Annotated in this window: 21 protein-coding genes and 1 tRNA gene; 5 read left to right on the forward strand and 17 right to left on the reverse strand. The window is 46.8% G+C overall.

Features of this window, described 5'->3' with window-relative positions; all coding sequences use genetic code 11:
* Positions 1 to 18: 18 nt before the first annotated feature.
* The 17 genes from O59_RS03185 to tviB all read right to left on the reverse strand — a co-directional run bounded on the left by O59_RS03185 (position 19) and on the right by tviB (position 17027).
* Complete coding sequence (locus O59_RS03185) at positions 19 to 936, reverse strand: glycosyltransferase family 2 protein (RefSeq protein WP_007639451.1); 918 nt, start codon at positions 934 to 936, stop codon at positions 19 to 21.
* 22 nt (positions 937 to 958) lie between these two features.
* Complete coding sequence (locus O59_RS03190) at positions 959 to 2446, reverse strand: O-antigen translocase (protein ID WP_007639452.1); 1488 nt, start codon at positions 2444 to 2446, stop codon at positions 959 to 961.
* Positions 2439 to 3428: a glycosyltransferase family 2 protein gene (locus tag O59_RS20865; protein WP_007639453.1), complete on the reverse strand. Its 990-nt coding sequence runs from the start codon at positions 3426 to 3428 to the stop codon at positions 2439 to 2441. The genes O59_RS03190 and O59_RS20865 overlap by 8 nt, the downstream gene beginning before the upstream one ends.
* A 2-nt stretch (positions 3429 to 3430) precedes the next feature.
* Entirely contained in the window at positions 3431 to 4549 is a 1119-nt protein-coding gene (locus O59_RS03200; protein ID WP_007639454.1) for a DegT/DnrJ/EryC1/StrS aminotransferase family protein, read from the reverse strand.
* Positions 4546 to 5010 (reverse strand): acyltransferase, encoded by a 465-nt coding sequence (locus O59_RS22215; RefSeq protein ID WP_007639455.1) that lies wholly within the window; start codon positions 5008 to 5010, stop codon positions 4546 to 4548. Before O59_RS22215 ends, O59_RS03200 begins: the two co-directional genes overlap by 4 nt.
* Complete coding sequence (locus O59_RS21790; RefSeq protein ID WP_040391096.1) at positions 5011 to 5406, reverse strand: FdtA/QdtA family cupin domain-containing protein; 396 nt, start codon at positions 5404 to 5406, stop codon at positions 5011 to 5013.
* Entirely contained in the window at positions 5403 to 6275 is an 873-nt protein-coding gene (gene rfbA / locus O59_RS03215) for a glucose-1-phosphate thymidylyltransferase RfbA (RefSeq protein WP_007639457.1), read from the reverse strand. Before rfbA ends, O59_RS21790 begins: the two co-directional genes overlap by 4 nt.
* A gap of 8 nt (positions 6276 to 6283) precedes the next feature.
* Complete coding sequence (gene rfbB / locus O59_RS03220; protein WP_007639458.1) at positions 6284 to 7345, reverse strand: dTDP-glucose 4,6-dehydratase; 1062 nt, start codon at positions 7343 to 7345, stop codon at positions 6284 to 6286.
* 263 nt (positions 7346 to 7608) lie between these two features.
* Entirely contained in the window at positions 7609 to 8151 is a 543-nt protein-coding gene (gene rfbC, locus O59_RS03225) for a dTDP-4-dehydrorhamnose 3,5-epimerase (protein ID WP_007639459.1), read from the reverse strand.
* Positions 8138 to 9052: a dTDP-4-dehydrorhamnose reductase gene (rfbD, locus tag O59_RS03230; protein ID WP_007639460.1), complete on the reverse strand. Its 915-nt coding sequence runs from the start codon at positions 9050 to 9052 to the stop codon at positions 8138 to 8140. Before rfbD ends, rfbC begins: the two co-directional genes overlap by 14 nt.
* A 100-nt stretch (positions 9053 to 9152) precedes the next feature.
* The gene (locus tag O59_RS03235; protein ID WP_007639461.1) at positions 9153 to 10475 is read right to left on the reverse strand and encodes a UDP-glucose/GDP-mannose dehydrogenase family protein; all 1323 of its coding nucleotides are present in this window, start codon (positions 10473 to 10475) and stop codon (positions 9153 to 9155) included.
* Between the two features lie 61 nt (positions 10476 to 10536).
* Positions 10537 to 11973: a phosphomannomutase gene (locus O59_RS03240; RefSeq protein WP_007639462.1), complete on the reverse strand. Its 1437-nt coding sequence runs from the start codon at positions 11971 to 11973 to the stop codon at positions 10537 to 10539.
* A gap of 13 nt (positions 11974 to 11986) precedes the next feature.
* Positions 11987 to 13393, reverse strand: coding sequence for a mannose-1-phosphate guanylyltransferase/mannose-6-phosphate isomerase (locus tag O59_RS03245; protein ID WP_040391098.1), 1407 nt, complete (start codon positions 13391 to 13393; stop codon positions 11987 to 11989).
* 96 nt (positions 13394 to 13489) lie between these two features.
* A tRNA-Arg gene (locus tag O59_RS03250) sits at positions 13490 to 13566 on the reverse strand.
* 127 nt (positions 13567 to 13693) lie between these two features.
* Positions 13694 to 14620, reverse strand: a complete 927-nt coding sequence (locus O59_RS03255) for an XrtA system polysaccharide deacetylase (protein ID WP_007639464.1) — start codon at positions 14618 to 14620, stop codon at positions 13694 to 13696.
* A 109-nt stretch (positions 14621 to 14729) separates the two neighbouring features.
* Positions 14730 to 15737, reverse strand: coding sequence for an NAD-dependent epimerase (locus O59_RS03260; protein ID WP_007639465.1), 1008 nt, complete (start codon positions 15735 to 15737; stop codon positions 14730 to 14732).
* A 15-nt stretch (positions 15738 to 15752) separates the two neighbouring features.
* Positions 15753 to 17027 carry a Vi polysaccharide biosynthesis UDP-N-acetylglucosamine C-6 dehydrogenase TviB gene (gene tviB, locus O59_RS03265; RefSeq protein ID WP_007639467.1) on the reverse strand — a complete coding sequence of 425 codons (1275 nt, stop codon included), beginning with the start codon at positions 17025 to 17027 and terminating at the stop codon, positions 15753 to 15755.
* A gap of 229 nt (positions 17028 to 17256) precedes the next feature.
* On the opposite strand from tviB, the gene O59_RS03270 reads away from it, so the two are divergent.
* The 5 genes from O59_RS03270 (at position 17257) to O59_RS03290 (ending at position 23044) form a co-directional block, all read left to right on the forward strand.
* Positions 17257 to 18657 (forward strand): TIGR03013 family XrtA/PEP-CTERM system glycosyltransferase, encoded by a 1401-nt coding sequence (locus O59_RS03270; protein ID WP_040391100.1) that lies wholly within the window; start codon positions 17257 to 17259, stop codon positions 18655 to 18657.
* Positions 18658 to 18784: 127 nt separating this feature from the next.
* Positions 18785 to 19321, forward strand: coding sequence for an XrtA/PEP-CTERM system exopolysaccharide export protein (locus O59_RS03275; protein ID WP_007639470.1), 537 nt, complete (start codon positions 18785 to 18787; stop codon positions 19319 to 19321).
* Between the two features lie 78 nt (positions 19322 to 19399).
* A complete protein-coding gene (locus O59_RS03280) occupies positions 19400 to 20917 on the forward strand; it encodes an XrtA system polysaccharide chain length determinant (RefSeq protein WP_007639471.1) in 1518 nt (505 codons plus the stop codon).
* 15 nt (positions 20918 to 20932) lie between these two features.
* A complete protein-coding gene (locus O59_RS03285) occupies positions 20933 to 21718 on the forward strand; it encodes a CpsD/CapB family tyrosine-protein kinase (protein ID WP_007639472.1) in 786 nt (261 codons plus the stop codon).
* A 27-nt stretch (positions 21719 to 21745) separates the two neighbouring features.
* Entirely contained in the window at positions 21746 to 23044 is a 1299-nt protein-coding gene (locus O59_RS03290) for a hypothetical protein (protein WP_007639473.1), read from the forward strand.
* Positions 23045 to 23066 lie beyond the last annotated feature (22 nt).

The following is a 23066-nucleotide window of genomic DNA, read 5'->3' on the forward strand; positions in this document are numbered from 1 at the left end:
CAGTTAAGCTAAATAACATCAAAATCCTTTAACTCGCCCGAGAAGGTATTTTTTACTGCAGAAAAGTTTAACTATATATTTTAGAGAGCCCGCTCTCCATGAAATTTTTGGGTTTTTAACTAGTGCGCGTAAAAAAATGCCAAAGGACTCTTTTTTGTTGAAATAAACCAGTTCGATAGCACGAGTATAATTAAACTCAATCAAAGCTCTGGTGTATAGTTCACTTTCTTTATATTGATCAAGAATTTTTCTTCTGTCCGCGTGCATTAAATAAACTTTGTTGGACATATTTTCTTCATGGCGCCTATATCCCACAAGCATGCCTTGTAATGCGTCTAGGCTATGTCCCTCACTAGTGATCTTAAGATACATATACCAATCCTCAAGTAAAACATCAGGTTTATAGCCTCCCACTGCTTTAACTATATGCATTCGAAGCATTTGTGTGGGCGTAAAAAAGTTAAAATTATTTAATATGATGTCTTTAAATTTATACCTGTTTGGTTTGCATGGGCGTTCAGCTACCATAGTTCCATCTGATTTTAATATTTGTGCGCCTCCAAAAACTCCAGCACATAAAGGATTTTCATTTAAATAAGTCACTTGTTTTGTTGTTTTATCATGAAGCATCACATCATCTGATGCTATTGCGCAATAGTATTCACCTTCACACCAGTCAATTGCTTCGTTAAGTGTTGCGCATAATCCTTTGTTTGGCCGACTTCTAAAGTGAAATCTTACAAATCGCTTTTCGCACGCGGGCACGAGCTCTTTAATTCTTTCAACTGAGCTATCTTTGGAACCATCATCAATGATTATTAACTCTATATTTTTATAATTTTGCGCAATAATACTTTTTATGCAGTCTTGCACATATTTTTCATGGTTGTAACAAGGTATAACAACCGATACTAGTTTTTCTGTATTAAGATGCATATGAATCACCAAAAAATGTCAGTTAAAGCTTTTGTCTTGTAAATCGTTGCAACCGATGGGGGCGTCCTGTTCGTTTACAAAAACTAAGAAAAGAATAAATAGCGATTATTATTGAAAGAGCTACGGATGAAAGCGCTGCATAAACTGGTGAAAATTCACCAATCAAAAAAACTAGTAGTGTGGTGCAGAATATGACGGTAAAAAGCTTTATGGAAAACGTTGACCACTTAAATGCGAAGTTTTTTCTCAATTTAAAGTAACAGAGCGGGAGCGCTGCTAAATAAATGAATATGATGGAAAGGCCAGCGGAAGATGCCCCTAGATAATCTAAGAATAGAAAAATCACGAAACAATAGAAAAATACAGAAGTAAGTTCAACAAAAAGAAAATAGCGTGAATACCCTGAAGCTATAATCGCATATGTTAATGGCCATGTGAGCAGTTTTAGTGTGTCTCCAACAATGAACAGCCTTAACAAGTCACTTGAGCGTGAAAACTCAGGACTATATGCTAAAACTACAATCCAAGGGGCAAGGCCAACTGTTAAAATAACAATAGGGCCTGCAAATAAAAAAATCACCTCGGTTTGATGATTAATTATATCGTTGAATGTTTTTGGATCTTCGCATGCGGCTGTTAATCTGGGTAAATAGTCGGCGCCAATTGAGGCTAGCAAGAAGCCCAAATACACCGTGCCCAATGTCCAGCCTGCCTCAAATACTCCAACCTCTGATAGGCCTATATCCTCCTCTATCAATTTCTTAACAAAAAGATGTGCAAAGTTCCAAGCAAGCGCCCCTATCATCATTGCAAAACCAAGCTTTAAAAGTGGCTGATACTCGATGGCAAGAGATTTTAAATTGCTAAAGTCGTAGGAATTGAGATAGATTGTTTTTAAAAAAAAACTTGCAAATAAAAATCTTAATAGAAAAAAGGAGACGAAAAATATCAAAAACCCATATGCATCAGAAAAGTATAATCCCAATGAGCCCAAAGTTAGAGAAAAAAAAGCGGAGAGTACATTAATCAGCGCTAATTCTTTTATTTTTCTATAGCCATTTAGTTGTGCAGTAAAAATGCCTGATAAGGTGACTAGTGCTATACACAGGACTATCCAGCTATATCCAAATACGTATTGATCGGACACCGCAATGTGTGGCTCAATTAAATCTCTAAAATAAAAAAGAAGAGTTGTTCCTACAATGACCAATATTGCAGATAGAGAGTTAACTGCATTCTGTGTCGATGCCTTTTTCTTTTCATCATCGCTTACTGCTACTTGAGCAACTTGTCTGATTGCTGATTGATTGAGTCCGGCTCCAATGATAGAAGATACTAAAAGAACAAAGCTTTGTAGTAGGCCGATAAACCCAACGCCAGCTGGACCTAAGAAAACTGCTGCTACTTTCATCCTGACCATGTTAAGGATCATGCTTATTAGCGTTGAAGAGCCAATTACTTTCGTAACTTTCAATATTGTTGAATAGTTGCTTTTTTCTTCATTATTCACTGGGTTTTGTATTCCAAATGGCTTTTCGATAAATCAGGGATATATATATGTATGCGATGAGATGTTTGGGGTGACGCCAAAGCCATTTCCATGGTGGAGCAAGCTCCTTTATTTTTATGAGCGCATATTTTATTTCTGTTTGAACGGCTTCATGGCCATAATGGTTACGGTCCAGATGAAATTGGAACAATTTCCCTATTGTACCCTTTGCAATAGTGCCGGAAGATATTTCATTGTATTCTTTAATAAAGCTCAATAACCAAATATCTGAATGTATTGTTGACAGTTGTTTGGGTGATTTTTTTAGCGTTGTTGAGCTTAGGTTCACCCTGTAAAAGTACCTCTCCTCAGTAAAAGTAACTTTTTTGGCTTTAGAAAAAACGAGCCGTGTTATCAATTCGTCTGCATTCATGAGGTGAATGTTTTCGTTTGGAAATGATTTATATGCTTCAAGGTATAGTTTCTTTTGTGCTATCCCCAAAGGGTGAATCTGCCATCTACCAAGTGTTGCTAATACTGATTGCCTACCCGTTTTGGGGAAGTCTGTTTCATTAAATGTTATCTGAGGCCATTGTTTTTCGGTGTCAAATCGCCATAAGTTCCAGATACACATGTCTGCACCGTGAGCTTTTACTTTATTGTATGCTGATAACAGCGCATCATCCTCTATATAATCATCTGCATCTACTATTGCGATCCATTCGTTTTTTGCAACTTTAAATCCGTCATAACGTGCAGCTGCTGCACCGCCATTTTTATTGCGCTCAATTAATTTTATGTTGTCGTAATGTGATGCTAGCTCTTTAGCAATGGCTACTGAATTATCAGTGGAGCTGTCATCAATAATAATAATTTCATTTGGGTGTACTCCGTTGTTTAGTGAAGCTACGCACTGATGGAGAAAGTTGCCATTATTGAAGCAAGGAACTATTACTGACACGTGTAGTGATTTAGCTTCAAGAGTCGCAAGTTTATTTGGCATTTTCAAATTTCCATTGAGTTGATTGTATCAGTAACTCTCAATGCATCTTTTTCGTTCAGTGTCGGTCCCAGAGGTAAACTTAATACCTGTTGGTGTATAGACTCAGTGATGGGAAGGCTAAGATTTCCCCATGCTGCATAGGCTTTTTGTTTGTGGGGCGGGATGGGGTAGTGAATTAACGTTTGTATGCCATTTTCCGCAAGAAACTGTTGAAGATTATCTCGATGCTCACTGCGTATAACAAATAAATGCCACACATGGCTATTGAGTGTTAGGGGTGATGTTCCCTCTGCGAGAGGTAATTTGATTGCTGGATTTTTAATCCCGTCCATATAAATTTGTGCGATTTGGCGACGGTGTTGTGTTTGCACATCCAAATATTTTAATTTAACGCTGAGTATGGCTGCTTGGATTTCGTCCAGACGACTATTTACACCCTGATACAAGTTTTTATACTTTTCATGTGAGCCGTAATTGCGCAAAGCAAAGAGTGTTTTTGCAAGTTCGTCATCGTTTGTGGTTATTGCTCCTGCATCGCCCAGCGCACCCAGATTTTTACCTGGGTAGAAGCTAAAGCCAGCAGCATGTCCCCAGTTTCCTGCTTTGCGGTTATCGATACTTGCACCGTGAGCTTGAGCGCAATCCTCCAGCACTAATAAATTATGGTTGTTAGCGATATCAATTAATTCTGGCATATCTGCTAATTGGCCATACAAATGTACCGCTAAAATTGCGCGGGTTTTTGGGGTGATTGCCGCTTTGGTGTTAATCGGGCAAAGGTTGTAAGTTGCTGGGTCTGGCTCAACAAGCACTGGGGTGAGGTTGTTCTCTGTTATAGCAAGAATGCTGGCAATATAAGTATTGGCAGGGACAATGACCTCATCGCCGTCTTTTAGTTTGCCCTGCTCTTTCCATGCGCGTAACGTCAGAATTAACGCATCGAGCCCATTTGCTACACCAATACAATATTTAGTACCACAATACTCTGCAAATTCTTTTTCGAATGTGATTAGTTCGTTGCCGCAGATATACCAACCAGAGTCTATTACTCGTGTGCAGGCATCTATAAGCTCAGAGCGGGACTGGGCGTTTATTGATTTAAGATCAAGGAAAGAAATCATTCTGTTATATACCTAATAATTTTTGCAGGGTTGCCTACTACAACTGCGCGATCAGGAACATCTTTAGTTACTACTGCGCCAGCACCTATCATGGCGTACTCACCAATTTCTATGCCGGGCAGAATAGTTGCATTTGCACCAATACTTGCTCCTTTTTTTACAGTGATTCCTTTAAATGTATCGGGATATATCTTGGAGCGAGGCATAATGTCATTGGTGAATGTTGCGTTCGGGCCAATAAAAACATCATCCTCTATGCGAGATCCATCCCAAATAAACACGCCGGATTTCACGGTTACATTGTTTCCAATAATCACATCATTTTCGATTAAAGTGTGAGCGCAGATATTACAATTACTACCTATTCGCGCTTTTTCAAAAATGACACTGTATTGCCATATGCGGGTGTCGGTTCCGATATTGATGCTTTTTACATCAGCGAGATCATGTATTTGAGGCATTTATACCATCTCAATAAAATCTGAATAGTTGCGAATATAATCTGATTCATCGTAGTGTTCGCTAGCAAGAACCAGTAAAACGCAGTCTTCGCTAAAGTCGTGCATTTCATGCCAAACCATTGGCTCTATACGAATAGCTTTGTTCGGTGCATCTAACCACACATCTTCTTTTGCTTGCCCGTTATCCAGTAGCATGCGGCATTTTCCTGCCACACATACTGCTACTTGCTCTAACTCTTTGTGTGCATGGAAACCACGGGGAACATCATGCTTCATGTTGGTCAGGTAATAGACTCGCTTTATAGAGAACGGGATATTTTTTTGCGCTTCTAGTATCGAGAGTTGGCCTCGTTCATCGCCTAATGAATTTAAATCTATACGTTTTAACAGACTCATAAAGATTCCACCGCCAAATCCAAAAGATATTGTCCATAACTATTTTTACTTAACTGGTTGCCAACTTTCTTTAAGTCATCGGCAGAAAGCCACTTATTGTGAAAGGAAATTTCTTCCAAGCATGCAATTTTGTAACCCTGACGATGCTCAATGGTTTGTACAAACATTCCTGCTTCAAGCAAACTCTCGTGAGTCCCGGTATCTAACCACGCAAAACCGCGCCCTAGTAATTCTACGTGTAAATTTCCCTGTTCAAGATAAGCTTGGTTAACGCTGGTAATCTCAAGCTCGCCGCGGTGGGATGGCTTAACGTTTTTTGCGATTTCTATAACAGCGTTGTCGTAAAAATATAAACCGGTTACAGCAAAATTGGATTTGGGTTTTGCGGGTTTTTCTTCGATTGAAATGGCTTTTTGGTTTTTATCAAATTCAACCACACCAAAGCGTTCAGGGTCTTTTACCTGATAACCAAAAACAGTGGCGCCACTTGGTCTCGCTGCTGCTTCACGCAGCATAGGGGTGAAGCCCTGACCATAAAAAATATTGTCGCCAAGGACTAGGCATACAGAATCGTTGCCGATAAATTCTTCACCGATAATAAAAGCTTGAGCTAATCCATCCGGGCTCGGTTGCACTTTAAATTGTAGGCGTATTCCAAATTGGCTACCGTCACCTAATAATCGCTCAAAACTCGCCAGATCTTCAGGTGTGGTGATGATTAAAATATCTTGTATGCCCGCCAGCATGAGCACAGAGAGCGGATAATAAATCATTGGCTTGTCGTATATAGGGAGTAATTGTTTCGAAACTCCCTTGGTGATTGGATACAACCTTGTGCCGCTGCCGCCAGCAAGAATAATACCTTTCATATATCTTCCTATTTTGTGCCTAAACGTTCACGCTGATAACTGCCATCTTGAACGCGCTGTGCCCATGGCAGGTTCGCTAAATACCACATAACCGTTTTGCGGATGCCGCTTTCAAATGTTTCTTCTGGAGTCCAGCCGAGTTCGCGTTTGATTTTGCTTGCATCAATGGCGTAGCGAAGGTCGTGGCCTGGGCGATCTTGCACGAATGTTATAAGTTCTTTGTAGGATTTGATGTTTAGATTTGTAGCCGGGTTTAATTCATCCAGCAGTTCACAAATCTTATTCACCACGTCGATATTTTGCTTTTCATTATGGCCGCCAATATTGTAGGTCTCGCCGATTTTGCCTTCGGTAACGACTTTGTAAAGTGCGCGGGCGTGATCCTCTACAAATAACCAATCGCGGATTTGATTACCTTTGCCATAGACCGGCAGTGGTTTGCCTTCCAGTGCGTTGAGGATGACCAGCGGGATGAGCTTCTCGGGGAAGTGGTAGGGGCCATAGTTGTTGGAGCAATTAGTCACCAGTGTGGGGAGGCCGTAAGTGCGGCGCCAGGCGCGGACCAAGTGATCCGAGCTGGCTTTGCTGGCGGAGTATGGTGAGCTTGGAGCATAGGGTGTTGTTTCGGTGAACAGATCCTCTGGCCCTTCCAGGTCGCCATAGACTTCATCAGTGGAAATATGGTGAAAGCGAAAGGCGGCTTTGCGTGTTTCCGGCAAGTCCTTCCAATAATTGCGGCTGGCTTCCAGTAATTGATAAGTGCCCACAATATTGGTTTCAATAAACGCGGCGGGGCCATCGATGGAGCGATCCACGTGGCTTTCGGCAGCGAGATGCATAATGGCATCTGGCTGGTATTGGGTAAAAACTCTATCCAGTTTGTTGCGGTCACAAATATCTACTTGCTCGAAGCGGTAGCGCTCATGGCTATCGATACTGGTTAAGGATTCCAGATTGCCGGCGTAGGTGAGCTTATCAAGGTTGATTACTTCATCCCTGGTGTTGTTGATAATGTGCCGAATGACAGCTGAGCCGATAAAACCGGCGCCGCCAGTAACAATAATCTTCATTGATTAGATCCTACTGATAATTTACTAATCCATACATGAGCGGTGTGTTACCCGCACAGTATTTGCGCTGACTTCCATAGGTATTGGCAATGGCAAGCAGTTCGCTGATTGATAGCGCAGAAAGGTATGATTTGAGGTGGCATATTCTAGCAGGTTTAAATAATTTCGCAGCCAGTAAAGCTTTTGAACCTGTTTTTCCATGTTAAAAAATGATTGGTTGGCTCATGACAGCAGTCTGTTGACAGTTATTAATCCTGCAGTGATTAATTATCCAGGCTGGTCATTATTTTGGCGTTTCGATCCTTGTCGGATAGGTTTGGCGCTCCGTTTAGGGGCCAGTTAATATTCAATTGCGGGTCGTTCCAAGCAATAATTCGTTCATGGTTTTTAGCGTAATGATTGGTCACTTTATAAAGGCATTCGGCTACATCACTCAGCACATAAAAACCATGTGCAAAACCCTCGGGAATCCATAACTGCTGGCGGTTTTCTGCGGATAAATAAACGCCCACCCATTGCTGGTATGAGGGGGATGCTTTTCTCAGGTCTACGGCTACATCGAACACTTCACCGCGTGTGACTCTAACTAGCTTGGCTTGTGCCATAGGTGCTAATTGGTAGTGGAGGCCGCGCAACACCCCTTTATAGGATAGCGAGTGATTGTCTTGCACAAAATTGACCTGCTGCCCTAGTGCAAGCTCAAATTGCTGTTGATTGTAACTTTCATAAATGAATCCACGCTCGTCCTCAAATAGTTGCGGCTGAATAATTTTTACATCGGGTATCGCGGTGTTAGTTATTTTCATAGTGGTTCATTGTTTGTATTAATCGACTCATGCGATTGCGCCATTGGCTGGGTTTTATCCCCAAAAGCTGTTGGATTTTAGTGCAGTTGAGTGCTGAGTTTACTGGCCTTGGTGCGCGACCTATATAAAGGGAATCTGTAGTGGGGCCAAGTATTGGCTGGTGTGTGATAAGCCCGTGTGTCTGCGCAGTTGCCAAAATTTCCTGCGCCCATTCGAGGCGTGATATGGCAGGTTCCCCGGCGTAGTGATAGGTTCCCCAAGGCAGTGTTGTTTTGGATGCGTAGGTTTGTAGCAAGTGGACAATAGCGCTGGCTAGATCACTTGTGTCGGTCGGGCAGCCATACTGGTTGGCAGCTATACGTAATGTGGGGCTGGGCAAATCGAGTTGCTGTTTGGCTGCTGTAATGAGTTTTTTGGCAAAGTTATCGCTGTGCTCATCAAATAGCCACGCCGTGCGAATAATAATATGGTGAGCATTCGCGTTGCGTACGGCTTGTTCGCCTGCAAGTTTACTTTTGCCATAAATGCTTGCTGGCTCTGCTGCATCGCCCTCTACGTAAGATTCCGCTAGTGGCTTATCGCCAGAAAATACATAGTCTGTTGACAGGTGAATAATCGGAATCTGTTGACTGGCTGCTGTTTGCGCGAGTAGCTCTGCTCCTCGTTCATTTGTTTCGAAGGCTTTTTCCTGTTGCTGCTCGGCAAGATCTACATGGGTAAAGGCGGCGGTATTGATGATGATGCTGGGGCGGTATTCGCGCAGGCGCTGTTTAATGGCTGTGCTGTTGGTGATGTCCAACTGGGCGTGGTCAAGCGCAATATAGGCTAATTTCCTACTCTTAAGTTGTGCTGTTAGCGCCGTACCCACTTTGCCATTTGCGCCGCTAATAAGAATAGTCATTGTTTTTTGTTGCCTGTTTTTGTTCGGCGTGTGCGTAGATTATTGCCAGTGAGCCTGACTGATTCAGCTTCACTGGCAATAATCCTGGCAGCGGCTATTACTACCGGCCGACCGAGTAGTAGGTAAAGCCACGTTTTGCCAAGCGTTTGGGGTCGTACATGTTGCGACCATCAAAAATGGTTGCTTGGCTGAGCATGTTTTTGATCAGGTCAAAATCCGGGGCGCGGAAGGCCTGCCATTCGGTGACAATTATTAGGCTATCGGCATGTTTCAGGGCGCTTTCTTTAGTGCCGCAGAGCAACAGATCATCGCGATTGCCGTAGATACGTTGGGTTTCGTTCATGGCTTCCGGGTCGAATGCTTGCACTTTGGCACCGGCTTCCCAGAGCGCTTCCATCACTACGCGTGCGGGTGCTTCGCGCATGTCGTCGGTATTGGGTTTGAAGCTCAGCCCCCACAATGCAAAGGTTTTGCCTTTGAGGTCACCATTGAAGTGCTTGTTAATTTTGGCAAACAAGGTGGTTTTTTGTTCGTTGTTACGTGCTTCTACCGCTTTTAAGACTTTGGCATCGAACTTGATTTGATCGGCAGTCTGGATCAGCGCCTGAACATCTTTGGGGAAACAGGAGCCACCGTAGCCAACACCGGGGTAAATAAAGTGGTAGCCAATGCGGGGGTCGCTGCCTATGCCGTGACGTACCGCTTCAATATCGGCACCCAGAATTTCGGCGAGGTTGGCCATTTCATTCATAAAGCTGATTTTGGTGGCCAGCATGCAGTTGGCGGCATATTTGGTCAGCTCGGCGCTACGCACATCCATCACGATAATTTTTTCGTGGTTGCGGTTGAAGGGGGCATAGAGTTCACGCATCACATCTTCGGCATCTTTGTTGTCAGTGCCGATAACGATGCGATCTGGCTTCATGCAGTCGGCAACTGCCGAGCCTTCTTTCAGGAATTCCGGGTTGGAAATCACATCAAAGGTCATTTGCGATTTGCCCTTGCTTTCAAGCACCTCGGCCATTTTGGCTTTGACTCTGTCACCGGTACCTACCGGAACGGTGGATTTATCCACCACAATCTTGTGCGACTCCATGTGCTCGGCAATGGTGCTGGCAACCGCGAGTACATATTTCAAATCGGCGGAGCCGTCTTCATCGGGCGGTGTACCAACAGCGATAAACTGTACTTCACCGTGTTTAACACCCAATGCGGCGTCGATAGTGAAGCTCAGTCGGCCTGCGGCGAAGTTTTCTTTTACCAAGGGTTCCAAGCCTGGTTCGTAAATAGGGATCTGGCCTTTCTTCAAGGCTTCCACTTTGTCAGCATCCACATCGACGCAGACAACATCGTGGCCTACTTCGGCGAGAATTGCGGCTTGTACCAAGCCAACATAACCAATTCCAAATACGGTAACTTTCATGGTGAGTTTATTCCTTGTAAATAAGAAGCTTTATAAGACAAAGAGAAAAAGCGGTTCATATTCAGGTCGATGTTTGGGTCAATCTAACCTGAAGTTTATCAAGTACGTTTTTCACCAATGTGGCAGCGGTCTTTTGGTTGTCCGCCTCGGCATAACAGCGCAGCTCCGGGGCGTTACCCGATGGGCGCAGGTGGATAATCTCACCTTCGCGAAAGCTGATGCGCAGGCCGTCGGTGGTATTGATGGAATCGACAGTTTTACTGCTCATCTCCAGCAGGTTTAACAGGGCTGACTGATCCTCACTGGCTTCAGCCAGAAAAGCTTTGCTATTGCTGGTGGGGATGTTTTGGATTCTATCGCTGGCGGTAAAGCGCGCTGGCAGGGTGGCAACTTGAGCCGAAAGTTTGGTTTTGGCCGCTGTCGCAATCAAGGCGATGCCCGGCAACAGGGCATCGCGGGTGGGCAGGGCTTTCAGTAGTTTGCCGTTGAGTTGCACATCCGAGCCTAATAAAAAGCCGCCGTTCGCTTCAAAGCCGGCAATGGCTGAGAAGTGCGGCGCGAGTTCTTCCAGCGCTGCAATCACATAGGGCGAGCCAATTTTGGTGCGAGTCACCTTGGCAAAGGCGCCACATTTCTCGATGGCGGTATTGCAGCTAACGGGAACGGCCAAGGCGCTGATCTCTAGTTGGCGCGCGCAGAGCAATCCGACAATGTCCCCGCGCAGCCACTGACCATTTTCATCGGCGATCAGTGGTCTATCGCCGTCACCATCGGTGGAAAAAAGCGCATCAAACCCATATTCCTGTGACCAACGGCGGCCTTTTTCTACATCGGCCTCCGCCACAGCTTCGGTATCTATGGGCACAAAGGTATCGGTGCGCTCCAGGCTAGTCACTTGCGCGCCCAAGCTGCGAAACAGGTCTGCATAGAGATCGCGCCCGGCGCTGGAGTGTTCATAGAGGCCGATATGCAAACCCTGCATAATGCCGGGGGCAAAAACATCGCGGTAGCGCTGGATATAGTTCGCGGCCGCCAGCGGGTTGATTGCGGGCAATACGGCTGTATAGCTCGTCAATTCGCTATCAGTGCTAATAATTGCCAGCTCATCGGCCTTGGTAATTTCACCGGTGGGTCGATAAAACTTCAGGCCGTTGCGATCAAAAGGGATATGGCTGCCGGTCACCATAATTGCCGGCACACTGTTTTGCATTGCCTGATAGGCCAGTGCTGGCGTGGGCAGAATACCGTAGTAATCCACGGCGATACCTAGTGCCTGAGCAGCACCCGCGCAGGCGGCGGCCATGGCCGGACTGCTGGGGCGATTATCAATACCAATCGCGACACGGCTAACCTGAAATTCGCCCTGCATGACTCTCAGGAAACTTTGTGCAAAGCTTGCGACAACATCGTCGCTAAAGTCGCTCACCAGACCGCGCGCACCGGAAGTGCCGAAGCTGATGCCGCTCTCGCCAATAATCTGTTCTAGTGATTTTGTCATAATCAAGCCCGCCTCAACGTTCAGAGAAACGCACAATGTCGTCTTCGCCTAAGTAGGCGCCGGATTGAACTTCAATCAGTTCAAGGGGAATTTTGCCGGGATTTTCCAGTGCATGCGCAGTACCCAAGGGGATGTACACCGACTGATTTTCAGACAGCAACGCCTCTTGTCCATCAATGCTAACCTTGGCGGTGCCAGACACTACAATCCAATGTTCAGAGCGATGATGGTGCATTTGCATGGAGACTTTTTGTTCCGGCATCACGGTGATGCGTTTTACCTGATAGCGATAGCCGGTATCGATAGAATCCTGCTTGCCCCAGCGGCGATAGACTTCGCGATGCACGCGATGCTCCGGGCGACTACTTTTTTTCAGGCTATTTACGATGGCTTTTACATCCTGGACGTGCTCTTTTGAGGCCACCAGTACTGCATCTTTGGTTTGCACCACAATGGTATTTTCCAGGCCAACCGTAGCGACCAGGCCAGTCTCGGCAAACACATAATTGTTGTGGCTCTCAAACGACAGCACATCGCCCTTGTGTGAATTGCCGTCGGTATTTTTTTCCGATACCTCCCACAGCGATGACCAGGAACCGACATCGCTCCACCCTGCGTCCAGAGGAATGACCACCGCACTGTCGGTTTTTTCCATCACCGCGTAATCAATGGAGTCATCGGGGCACTGTAAGAAAGCTTCTTTATTGACGCGGATAAAGTCCAGATCCGGATCGACATCGGCCATCGCCAGGTCGCACGCCGTAAAAATATCCGGACGGTATTGTTTGAGGTTGTCCAGATACACGCTGGCTTTAAACAAAAACATGCCACTATTCCAGTAGTAATCGCCACTGGCAAGGTATTGCTCGGCGGTCTGCAAGTTGGGTTTTTCGACAAATTGTTTAACCGCATAAGCGGTCTCTTCACCGGCAATTGCCATGGAGCTTGACGCTTGGATGTAGCCGTAACCGGTTTCGGGGGCGGTCGGCACTATGCCAAAGGTAACCAGTTTGTTTTGCTGTGCGCAGGGAATGGCGGCTGAAACAATACGCCTGAACTCCTGCTCATCCACAATAATATGATCGGCAGCCAGAACCAGCAGCAGTGGATCCAAGCCTTTTTTCAGCGCAGCCATAGCCGCCAGGGCGATGGCAGGGGCGGTATTTCTACCGGCGGGTTCAAGGATAATATTGTTGTTGAGTTGGTTAATTTGGCGCAGTTGCTCGGCCGCAATAAAGCGGTGCTCTTCATTGCAAATTACCAGCGGTGGCAGGGTATCCAAGCCATTCAGGCGTTTGACTGTCGCCTGTAGCATGGTGGATTTGCCATCCAGATTTAAAAACTGCTTGGGCATTAAATCGCGGGATAGTGGCCATAAGCGACTCCCTGAACCACCAGCCATTATTACGGGTAATATCATCACTGCCTCCTTGGGGGTGTGTGTATGCCCGACACCTTGTTTTATGTGGGCAGACAGAGCCAAACGGTGCCTAGAGTGTAAATGAAGAATAAAAAGTGGCGCACCCGACAGGATTCGAACCTGTGACCAACGGCTTCGGAAGCCGCTACTCTATCCAGCTGAGCTACGGGTGCTGAATGAAATAACTCTGTTCTTGCAGTTTTCGACCTGTCAACGACGACTTCTGCGCGATATTACTTGCAAATAATCGTCCAACCTTACTGTGAGGGGCGCGATTCTACTGTTGTTGATCAACGTCGTCTAGGTCGGCGCTGGCGATTGTTTATTGCCGGTGTTGGCGGCGAGCTCATGAATAGTAAGTGTTTTGTGCACTTTGGCTGTGCCTAGGCTCTCGCTCATAGTGCCAAATTGGAAATCGCTAATCATTTGTTCCAAACGTGGCAGGCAACGTTTAAGGTTAGTGTAGTGGCGAAAGTTACTGAACCAGCTGGCGTTAGGCACGCGTGGCTGTTCCGGGTCTATTTCCCAGGGGTGCAGATAAAAAATTTGTGGTTTGGTCTGATTCAAACTGGCGCGCTCAAATAGCCATTTGGATAGTGCGTAAGGGTACTGACGAAAATAACCGCCACCTGCAGCTGGAATGGCTTGGCCCATTACTTTGGCGGTAGTAAGTGGGAATTCAAGCAGGCTGGCGCCGTTGGTGGTGATAATCCGGTAGGGCTCTTCGGGGCTACCGGAAATGCCGTAGTTGTCGTGGTGTGTGGGGAAAATACTGGAGTCCCAGGTGAACCCCAGTTCAGCCAAAATATCCAATGCCCATAGTGATTTACGTGTGATGGAGTAGCTGGCAGCGCGATAACCGGTAATCGGGATTTGGGTCAGATTTTCCAGAATTTGTTTGGATTTTGCGGTTTCAGCGCGAAAGACTTCCGGTGATTGGTTATAAATAAGTTGATGGCTGAAACCGTGGGATGCTATTTCATGACCCTGTTGTCTGATGGTTTTTACCAGTTGCGGGTATTTCTCCGCCACCCAGCCAAGAATAAAAAATGTAATTTTTATATTGTGATTTGCAAAAAGCTGCAGTAACCGCTCAGTGTTCTGTTCAACCCGGGATGGCCAGTTATCCCAGTCACTGGGCTTTATCACCTTGGCAAACGCGGCGACTTGATAATAATCCTCTACATCAACGGTCATTGCATGGGTGATGGTGTTTTTGTTCATCATTGGCTGCTCTTGGGTTGCAGTGGTATCCGGTCAGCAAAACGGCATCTTGCGATGCCGTTTTGATTCTTTAAGTTTCGTAGTTCTTCATTTAAACCTTGTGGCTCTTTATTTAGACCTTGTAATAATCTCTATACCACTTCACAAAGTTTTCAATGCCCACTTCTACCGGCGTAGTTGGTTTGTAGCCCACATCTTCAATCAGTGCGTCCACATTGGCGTAGGTGTCCGGTACATCGCCCGCTTGTAGTGGCAGCAAGTTCTTGATCGCTTTTTTACCCAAGCAATTTTCCAGCACTTCAATGTAGCGCAACAGTTCAACCGGGTTGTTAGAGCCGATGTTGTAAATGCGGTACGGCGCGCTGGAGGTGGCGGGGTCGGGTTGGTTGCCGCTCCAGTTGCTGTTGGGTGTGGCAACGTTATCCAGGGTGCGCACTACGCCTTCCACTATGTCATCAATGTAAGTGAAGTCGCGGCGATGATTGCCGTAGTTGAATACATCAATCGGTTCACCGGCAAGAATCTTTTTGGTAAAGATAAACAGTGCCATGTCCGGGCGGCCCCAAGGGCCGTAAACGGTAAAAAAGCGTAGGCCGGTGGTGGGGATCTTAAACAGATGGCTGTAGGTATGGGCCATCAATTCATTGGCTTTTTTGCTGGTCGCGTAGAGGCTAACGGGGTGGTCGACGTTGTTGTGCACATCAAATGGCATGGAGGTATTCATGCCATAGACCGAGCTGCTGGAGGCATAGACCAGGTTGTCAGTGCCAAAATGGCGGCAACCTTCCAGAATATTCAAAAAGCCGGTGATGTTGGCATCAATATAGGCTTGGGGGTTTTCCAGTGAGTAGCGCACGCCTGCTTGAGCGGCGAGGTTAACTACGCGATCCGGCTTGTGGGTTTTAAACACGTTATCGATAGCGGCTTTATCTTCCAGATTGCAACGAATATCGGTAAACGCGCTATTGCCGGTCAGGTGTGCCAAGCGATCTTTTTTGATTTGTACATCATAGTAGTTGTTGAGGTTATCGATTCCGATAACCTCGTCGCCGCGAGCGAGTAAACGTTTGGCAAGTGTGGAGCCGATAAAACCGGCGGTGCCTGTGACCAATACTTTCATGAGTTTTCCTTGAGCTTAGAGACGGGCATCTACCGCGTCTTTGGGGAGAATATGTTTTACATCAAACAGCACATGATTGTCTTTGCCGAGAGCGCGTATTTCAGCGGCGCCCATCGCGCGGAATTTGTCGTGGCCAACACACAAAATAATGGCGTCATAGCTGTTGGCTTTGGGTGACTCAATCAAGTCCAGGCCATATTCATGTTGCGCTTCGGCAGCGTCGGCCCAAGGGTCGAATACATGGACATTGGCGTTGTAGTTTTTGAGCTCGTTAATAATGTCGATTACGCGAGTGTTGCGCAGGTCGGGGCAGTTTTCTTTAAAGGTCAGACCCATGATCAGGATGTTGGAGTCCACCACGTGGCATTTGCGTTGGGTCATCATTTTCACGACTGACTCAGCCACAAAGGTGCCCATGCCATCGTTAATACGGCGGCCAGCGAGGATCACTTCGGGGTTATAGCCCACTTGTTGTGCTTTGTGGGTCAGATAATAAGGGTCAACACTGATACAGTGGCCGCCGACCAAGCCGGGACGAAAGGGTAGAAAGTTCCATTTGGTCCCTGCGGCTTCCAGCACTTCAATAGTGTCGATATCGAGACGCTTGAAAATCAGCGACAGCTCGTTAATCAGGGCAATATTAATGTCGCGCTGGGTGTTTTCGATCACCTTGGCGGCTTCGGCAACCTTAATGCTGCTGGCTTTGTGGGTGCCCACTACTACAATTTTGCGGTATAGCTGATCGACGAACTCTGCTACTTCCGGTGTTGAGCCTGAGGTGATTTTGGTGATGTTGTGTACGCGGTGTTGTTTGTCGCCCGGGTTGATGCGCTCGGGGCTGTAGCCAGCAAAAAAATCCACATTGAATTTCAGCCCGGAAACTTTTTCGATGATCGGTACACAAATCTCCTCGGTGCAACCAGGGTAAACAGTGGATTCAAAGACCACCACGGCATTTTTGCTGATGACTCGACCTAGCAATGCGGAAGCTTTTTCCAGTGGTGTCAGGTCTGGTTGTTTGCTGTCGTTGATGGGGGTGGGGACTGTGACTATATATACGTCACGCCCTCTAATATCTTCTTCACGGGTGGTGTAACTGATGTGTGTTGCTTCGGCCAGTTCGGCGGTGGTGAGTTCGAGGGTGCTATCCACACCTTGAAGCAGGGCATCTACCCGCGCAGGGTTAATGTCAAAGCCAATGGTGTTAATTTTTTTACCGAACTCTACGGCGAGCGGCAGACCGACATAACCTAAACCAATAATGCAAAGCGAAGGGCTGCTTGCGAGCATGGGAAAATTCCTTAGCGAAGGGTGAATCCAGAGGTGCGCTAAGTTACCACATTTGAGGTGAATTTTTGCATCACTCTACATGTATCCTGACACTTGTTGGGTTTGCCGTGAGGTGTTTGATTGATGTGACAAAATGCCGTCACTATTGGTCGAGCTTTTGTAACACAATGTCGCTATAATGCGCGGCTTCAAAAGATTTACCCACACAATTCGCCTGAAGGAATCGCATTTGTCTTATATCAGACTTAATAAACATTATATTCATCTGCCTTATCTCTTCCTCGGTATTGCTGAAGCTATTTTATTGGGTTTGTCCTTTTGGGCGGCAAGCCAATTAATAGCGTCTGCCGATCCGGCTCGTGAGTTGGAATATTCGCCCTTGGCGCTGGTGATTTTCGCGGCGCTGTTGAGCTGTTGTACTTTATCGATGGGTGTCTATACCGCATTGGTGCGAGAGGGATTCTCGAGCATGGTATTGCGCACACTGGTTAGTTTTTTCCTTTTGGGTAGTTTGGGTTTATTTGTTATCAGTGCGCTATTGGGGGGGCTGATCCCGCAGGCATTGATTTTTTGGGGGGTATTGATTTCAACCGCGGTTGTCATAGTCACCCGCTTTATCTTTGTAAAAATGGTTGATGCTAATCAACTCAAGCGTCGGGTCATCATTTACGGTGCAGGCGCCCGCGCGCAAAAGTTGCTCGAAGACCTGGCGCCAGAGGTCAATGCCTTAGGCGTGAAAATTGTTGGCTGTGTGCCTAGTGCCAGTGAAGTGCTGGCAGTGAACTCTGAATTGATTATCGCCGAGCCCTCTGATTGGTTGGCCTATGTAAAAGCCGCACAGATTTCCGAAATTGTTATCGCTCCTGATGAGCGTCGCCGCAGCGGTGGTAATGCATTCCCGCTGAGTGAATTTCTCGATTGCAAATTGGCTGGCGTACCTTCCAGCGATGCGCTGAGTTTTTGTGAGCGTGAGCTGGGTAAGATTGATATCACGTTGTTGCAGCCCAGTTGGATGCTGTTCTCTGACGGTTTCAAATACTCCAAGCGACGCTCGATTGCCAAGCGGATTTTTGACCTGACGCTGGCGTCATTATTTTTTCTGGTGCTGTGGCCTTTTATGTTGCTTACCGCTATTGCCGTGCGTTTGGAAAGCCCGGGCTCAGTGCTCTATTTCCAAACCCGCGTCGGGCTTAACGGGAAAAGCTTTCGCATTTACAAGTTTCGCAGTATGCGTCAGGACGCGGAAAAGAACGGGGCGGTATGGGCGAAGAAAAACGATGCGCGCGTTACCCGCGTCGGCGCTTTTATCCGCAATACCCGTTTGGATGAGTTGCCCCAGCTTTACAACGTACTCGTGGGCGAGATGTCTTTCGTCGGACCGCGCCCTGAGCGCCCTGAATTTGTGGTAGATCTTGCAAAGCAGATCCCTTTCTATGAAACTCGTCACAAAGTGAAGCCCGGGTTAATGGGGTGGGCGCAGCTTAAATATCCCTATGGCGCCTCCGTCGAAGATGCCAAGAACAAGCTTCAGTACGATCTCTACTACACCAAAAACCACAGTTTTCTCATGGATATGTTGATCATGATCCAGACGGTGGAAATAGTTTTGTTAGGCAAGGGTGTGCATTGATCGATCTGTACCGCCATTATTATCGCAACCACTGCGAAGGAGATGTCTCGTGAGAAAAATCGTCTGGTTTGTTCAGTTAATAAGTCTGGTAGTTCTGGCGGGCTGTAGTAGCAGCAAGCCCTCCGATATGCCACCCCTCTCGGAGACGGGTTTACTTAGCGAGTATCGCATTGGTGTAGGCGATTCCATTCAGATTAACGTCTGGCGCAACCCCGAGTTATCGCTGGCAGTTCCGGTGCGCCCGGATGGCAAGGTCTCCATGCCGCTAATCGGTGATATTTTGGCAGCCAACCAAACCGCCACCGAACTTTCGGCAGCGATTACCACGGGTTTGTCTTCTTATGTACGCAATCCTCAAGTGACGGTGATTGTGGCCAATCCCAGCAGTTCTGATTTCCAGCGTCGCGTGCGTATTACCGGTGCGGTCCGGGCGCCCCAGTCTATCCCCTATCGCGAGGGTATGACGGTGCTGGATCTGGTACTTATGGCGGGCGGCCCGAACGAGTTTGCGTCGGCCAACAATGCCAAGCTCTACCGCCGTATCAACGGTGAGGTAAAGGTTTACCGCATTCGTCTGGATGACCTGATGGCCGATGGCGAGGTGGCAACAAATTACGATTTGCAGCCCTCGGATATTGTTAGCATCCCGGAGCGCGCCTTTTAATTTTCCTGGTTTTCTACTGTGTGAGTCAGATAACTAAATTGGTGAGCGCTCCGGTGCTTGCATATCAAGAGATGTTTCATGGATAAAGCCTATCTCAAAGACTTATTGAATTCATTGCGGGCGGAGTTGGTCAGGTTTCGCTACATCTGCGTGGTGCTGTTTATCGCCGTCAGTGCTCTGGTGTTACTGCTGGGGATTACCTGGCCTAAAAAGTTCACCACTTCAGCGGTGTTGTTTGCCGACCAGACAACCATTATTGAGCCGCTGCTGAAGGGCTCTGCTGAAATGACCAAAATTGATCGCTCTGAACAGGCGCGTGAAATTATCTGGACGCGCGGCATTATGCTGTCAGTGGCCAGAGAAGTCGGGATGGTCGATAAAAATGCAACCCAGGAGCAGGAAGAACAGGCAATTCGCCGGATTCGCAGTGGCCTCAGCGTGAAAGCGGAAGGCAATCGCTCCTATTTCAGAATCAGCTACATTGCCAGTGATCCGGATCGTTCCTTTGAAGTCCTGAACACCGTCGTTAATGTGTTTATGGAAGATACGGTGAAGAAAAAGCGGGCAGAAAGTTTGGGTGCCTATAACTTTATCGATGCCCAGGTGCAGTCCTATAAAAAGCAGTTGGAGCAAGCGGAATCGCGCCTGAAAGATTTCAATTCGCAAAATACCGATGGTACCGAATCTGAGGTTGCGTCGCGTATTGCGGGGCTGCGACAAGAAATTGAAATGTTAAATATCACCATTGAAGAATCCCAGGCGCGTTACAAGACTATCCAGCAGCAATTGGGTTCAGAAGGGCAATATTTACAGGCCAAGGGTCAGGTAGATGATTTGCGTCAGCGCCGCCAAACCCTCGCAATTCAGTTGGAGCAGCTACTGCTCAGCTACGAAGAAGGTTATCCGGATATTATTTCTATCCGCACGCAGATCGCTGAGTTGGATACAACTATCGCTCGCCTGCAAGGTTCTGGCGATATGTATGCCGATACGCAAAAAGCCGAAAATCCGCTGTATGAAGAATTGCGCAAACAGCTCGCCAACGCCGATGTGGAGTTGCGCTCACAAAAACGCCGTATGCAATCGCTGATGGCTTTGCAAGAGCAAGAGTTCGCTCGTCAACAGCGCGTCGCCGCCAATCAGGCACAACTTTCTGAATTAACGCGCGACTACGATGTTATTCGCAAAACCTATGACGATATGTTGCAGAAAAAAGAAGCTGCACGTCTGTCTATGACGCTCGATATAGAAGGGCAGGGTGTTAGCTATCGTATTCAGGAACCGGCCACTTTCCCGCTCAAACCTTCAGGATTACATTTTATTCACTTCGCACTTCTCGGCCCGCTGCTTGGATTGTTATTGCCTATAGGTTTGTTGGTTGCCTACGTTATGTTTGATCCGCATTTACGTTCGGCGCGCACCTTGCAAAAACAATTGCCGGACGATATCCAGTTGATTGGTGTTATTCCCCATTATCGTTCACCACTGGGTGATCGTTTGTTGAAGAAGGATATGTTGTTGATATTGGCCGCCAGCGTACTCGCAATGACCTTGTATGTTGCAATCGCTGTCTATTGGCAAATAACCACAGGTTAATACCGGGTAGGTAACATGGAACAGGCAAAAGAGCGCAGTCTTAAACAGTTGATGGCAGGCGTCGACGCGTTGGTGGAGACGAGTGATCAATTAGTCAAAACCGCCGTACTTGAACATCGCAAGCGTGAAAAAATTAAAAACATGGAGCTGCCTTGTTTATGGACGCAAGACGAGCTTTATGAAAAGAAAGTTATCTTCACCGGTATGCGCCAACGCGAACTGCTAAATGCATTTCGTGAAGTCCGCATTCGTTTGTTGGAGCGCAGCAAAAGCGACAACATGGTGGTACTGGTCAGCTCTGTGTCTACCCATGGCGGTTCAAGTTTTGTTGGTTTTAATCTCGCTGCTACTTTCGCACTGGATCAACACAAGACCGCGCTTTATGTCGATTGCAATCCCTACTCATCGGCGGCAGACAAATATGTCACTCAAGAAGTAAATGAGGGATTAACCCAATATCTCACTGATTACACTGTGCCGTTAAAAAACATTATTTATCCCAGTGGTATTGAGCGGTTGCGGGTAATTCCTTCCGGGGGTTCCAGTGAATCAGCCGCTGAGTTTTTTAACTCAAAACGCATGGAAGTATTTGTGGCAGAAATTAAATCGCGCTATCCCGATCGTTTCATCGTGCTGGATGCTCCTTCGGTACAGCAGTCTACAGAGGCGCGAATTCTCGCCAAATACTGTGATCATGCGCTTCTGGTAGTGCCTTACGGTTCTGCTGTGACGGATGAGGTTCTCGCTGCAGTAGATGCAGTAGGGAAAGAGCGTTTTGCAGGGCTGGTGTTCAATAACTAACGCAGTAATTGTGTGAGGGATGCTCAAATGAACAAATCGCCAATTGCTTTTCTGGTTGCCGCCTATGCCAGTGCATCTGCACTCGCGGCACCAACTGAGGTTGCGGGCAGTGATTTTGGTGCAACTATATCCCTGAGTGCGCAGCAAACGGATAACGCGCTCAAAACCCAAACTGATGAACTGTCAGAGCAACAAAACCAGCTGATGGCAAGTGCGTTTGCGCTCTATAACAACGAGTATATTGCGCTCAACTCGGACTACGCCGTAAGTCAAATGCGCTATGAAAAAGACAGTCAGGAAGAGCGAACCACAACTATTGGTAAAACCGATTTTGTTTTGGGTAAACCACACAATCCGTTTGATTTAAAAATTTCACACAGTCTGCAAAAGCTGCCCAAGTCATCCGCCGCACTTGAGCTGGAATCCAATACAGATGAAAAACAAATATTAAGTGTTCAACCGGGCTTTCGCACACGTATTACTGGCGCCGATAATTTTTTTATTAACGCCAATGCCACCGAAGTTGAATACCGTTTTGAAGAGCAAAAAAACTCATCGCGTACAGGCGGTAGCACTGGTGTAATTCACGCATTCTCGGCGGTCGATTCGCTCTCGGTATATCTCACCCAAAGCGATGTTGAATTTGAATTTAACCCTGATGTTGATTACAGCCAAACCATGGCTGTCGTGGCTTTGGAAACGCGTCTGCGCAAAATAAATTATCGGATTGAGTTAGGGCAGAGTCGTACAGACTCATCTCGTCTCGGCAAAAGTGATGATCCCTATTACGCCGTGCAAATGAATTATGACGCCGGTCATCATCAGCTCGGGCTAGCGTTTAATCAACAAATTACTGATTCATCGCGTGGTTTTGATGCCAATGCGGCGCCGGGTGAAATCCCCGGTGGCAGCGATGTAACTGCTGATCAATTGGATCAGGTGTTGTTGCGCCATGCAGAGTTGCGTTGGTCTACTTCGGTGCTGTGTGGACGCTGCGATTTTTACCTGAGCGTGTATCGCGATGAGCACCAATTCCAATCCCTGGAGCGCGATGAAGAGCGTTTAGGTGGTGCCTTGGGTTTGGGATACCAATTATCGCGCAGCGCAACACTGGGGTTTAATGCCAGTAGGGTCGAGAACAAATTTGCAGCCACGGTGAACGACAGCGAGTTCACTCTTGATCAAATAACGGTGTACTACAACTATGCATTTGCGGGTGGCTTTAACCTGCGGTTATTTGCCGCCGAATACGAGCGTAGTTCTGTAGATGCCAGCAACGAATATCAGGAGTTAAGAGCTGGAGCCACAATTGGCTACAGGTTTTAATCGCTTCACCAACCTTCATTAA

The sequence above is a fragment of the Cellvibrio sp. BR genome (genome assembly GCF_000263355.1).
GTDB lineage: Bacteria > Pseudomonadota > Gammaproteobacteria > Pseudomonadales > Cellvibrionaceae > Cellvibrio.

What these genes read in the sequence shown, in the direction of transcription:
- O59_RS03185 (WP_007639451.1), bottom strand. Translation starts at nt 936, where the DNA reads ATGCATCTTAATACAGAAAAACTAGTATCGGTTGTTATACCTTGTTAC.
- O59_RS20865 (WP_007639453.1), bottom strand. Translation starts at nt 3,428, where the DNA reads ATGCCAAATAAACTTGCGACTCTTGAAGCTAAATCACTACACGTGTCA.
- O59_RS03200 (WP_007639454.1), bottom strand. Translation starts at nt 4,549, where the DNA reads ATGATTTCTTTCCTTGATCTTAAATCAATAAACGCCCAGTCCCGCTCT.
- O59_RS22215 (WP_007639455.1), bottom strand. Translation starts at nt 5,010, where the DNA reads ATGCCTCAAATACATGATCTCGCTGATGTAAAAAGCATCAATATCGGA.
- O59_RS21790 (WP_040391096.1), bottom strand. Translation starts at nt 5,406, where the DNA reads ATGAGTCTGTTAAAACGTATAGATTTAAATTCATTAGGCGATGAACGA.
- rfbA (WP_007639457.1), bottom strand. Translation starts at nt 6,275, where the DNA reads ATGAAAGGTATTATTCTTGCTGGCGGCAGCGGCACAAGGTTGTATCCA.
- rfbB (WP_007639458.1), bottom strand. Translation starts at nt 7,345, where the DNA reads ATGAAGATTATTGTTACTGGCGGCGCCGGTTTTATCGGCTCAGCTGTC.
- rfbC (WP_007639459.1), bottom strand. Translation starts at nt 8,151, where the DNA reads ATGAAAATAACTAACACCGCGATACCCGATGTAAAAATTATTCAGCCG.
- rfbD (WP_007639460.1), bottom strand. Translation starts at nt 9,052, where the DNA reads ATGACTATTCTTATTAGCGGCGCAAATGGCAAAGTGGGTACGGCGCTA.
- O59_RS03235 (WP_007639461.1), bottom strand. Translation starts at nt 10,475, where the DNA reads ATGAAAGTTACCGTATTTGGAATTGGTTATGTTGGCTTGGTACAAGCC.
- O59_RS03240 (WP_007639462.1), bottom strand. Translation starts at nt 11,973, where the DNA reads ATGACAAAATCACTAGAACAGATTATTGGCGAGAGCGGCATCAGCTTC.
- O59_RS03245 (WP_040391098.1), bottom strand. Translation starts at nt 13,393, where the DNA reads ATGATATTACCCGTAATAATGGCTGGTGGTTCAGGGAGTCGCTTATGG.
- O59_RS03255 (WP_007639464.1), bottom strand. Translation starts at nt 14,620, where the DNA reads ATGATGAACAAAAACACCATCACCCATGCAATGACCGTTGATGTAGAG.
- O59_RS03260 (WP_007639465.1), bottom strand. Translation starts at nt 15,737, where the DNA reads ATGAAAGTATTGGTCACAGGCACCGCCGGTTTTATCGGCTCCACACTT.
- tviB (WP_007639467.1), bottom strand. Translation starts at nt 17,027, where the DNA reads ATGCTCGCAAGCAGCCCTTCGCTTTGCATTATTGGTTTAGGTTATGTC.
- O59_RS03275 (WP_007639470.1), top strand. Translation starts at nt 18,785, where the DNA reads ATGCCACCCCTCTCGGAGACGGGTTTACTTAGCGAGTATCGCATTGGT.
- O59_RS03280 (WP_007639471.1), top strand. Translation starts at nt 19,400, where the DNA reads ATGGATAAAGCCTATCTCAAAGACTTATTGAATTCATTGCGGGCGGAG.
- O59_RS03285 (WP_007639472.1), top strand. Translation starts at nt 20,933, where the DNA reads ATGGAACAGGCAAAAGAGCGCAGTCTTAAACAGTTGATGGCAGGCGTC.
- O59_RS03290 (WP_007639473.1), top strand. Translation starts at nt 21,746, where the DNA reads ATGAACAAATCGCCAATTGCTTTTCTGGTTGCCGCCTATGCCAGTGCA.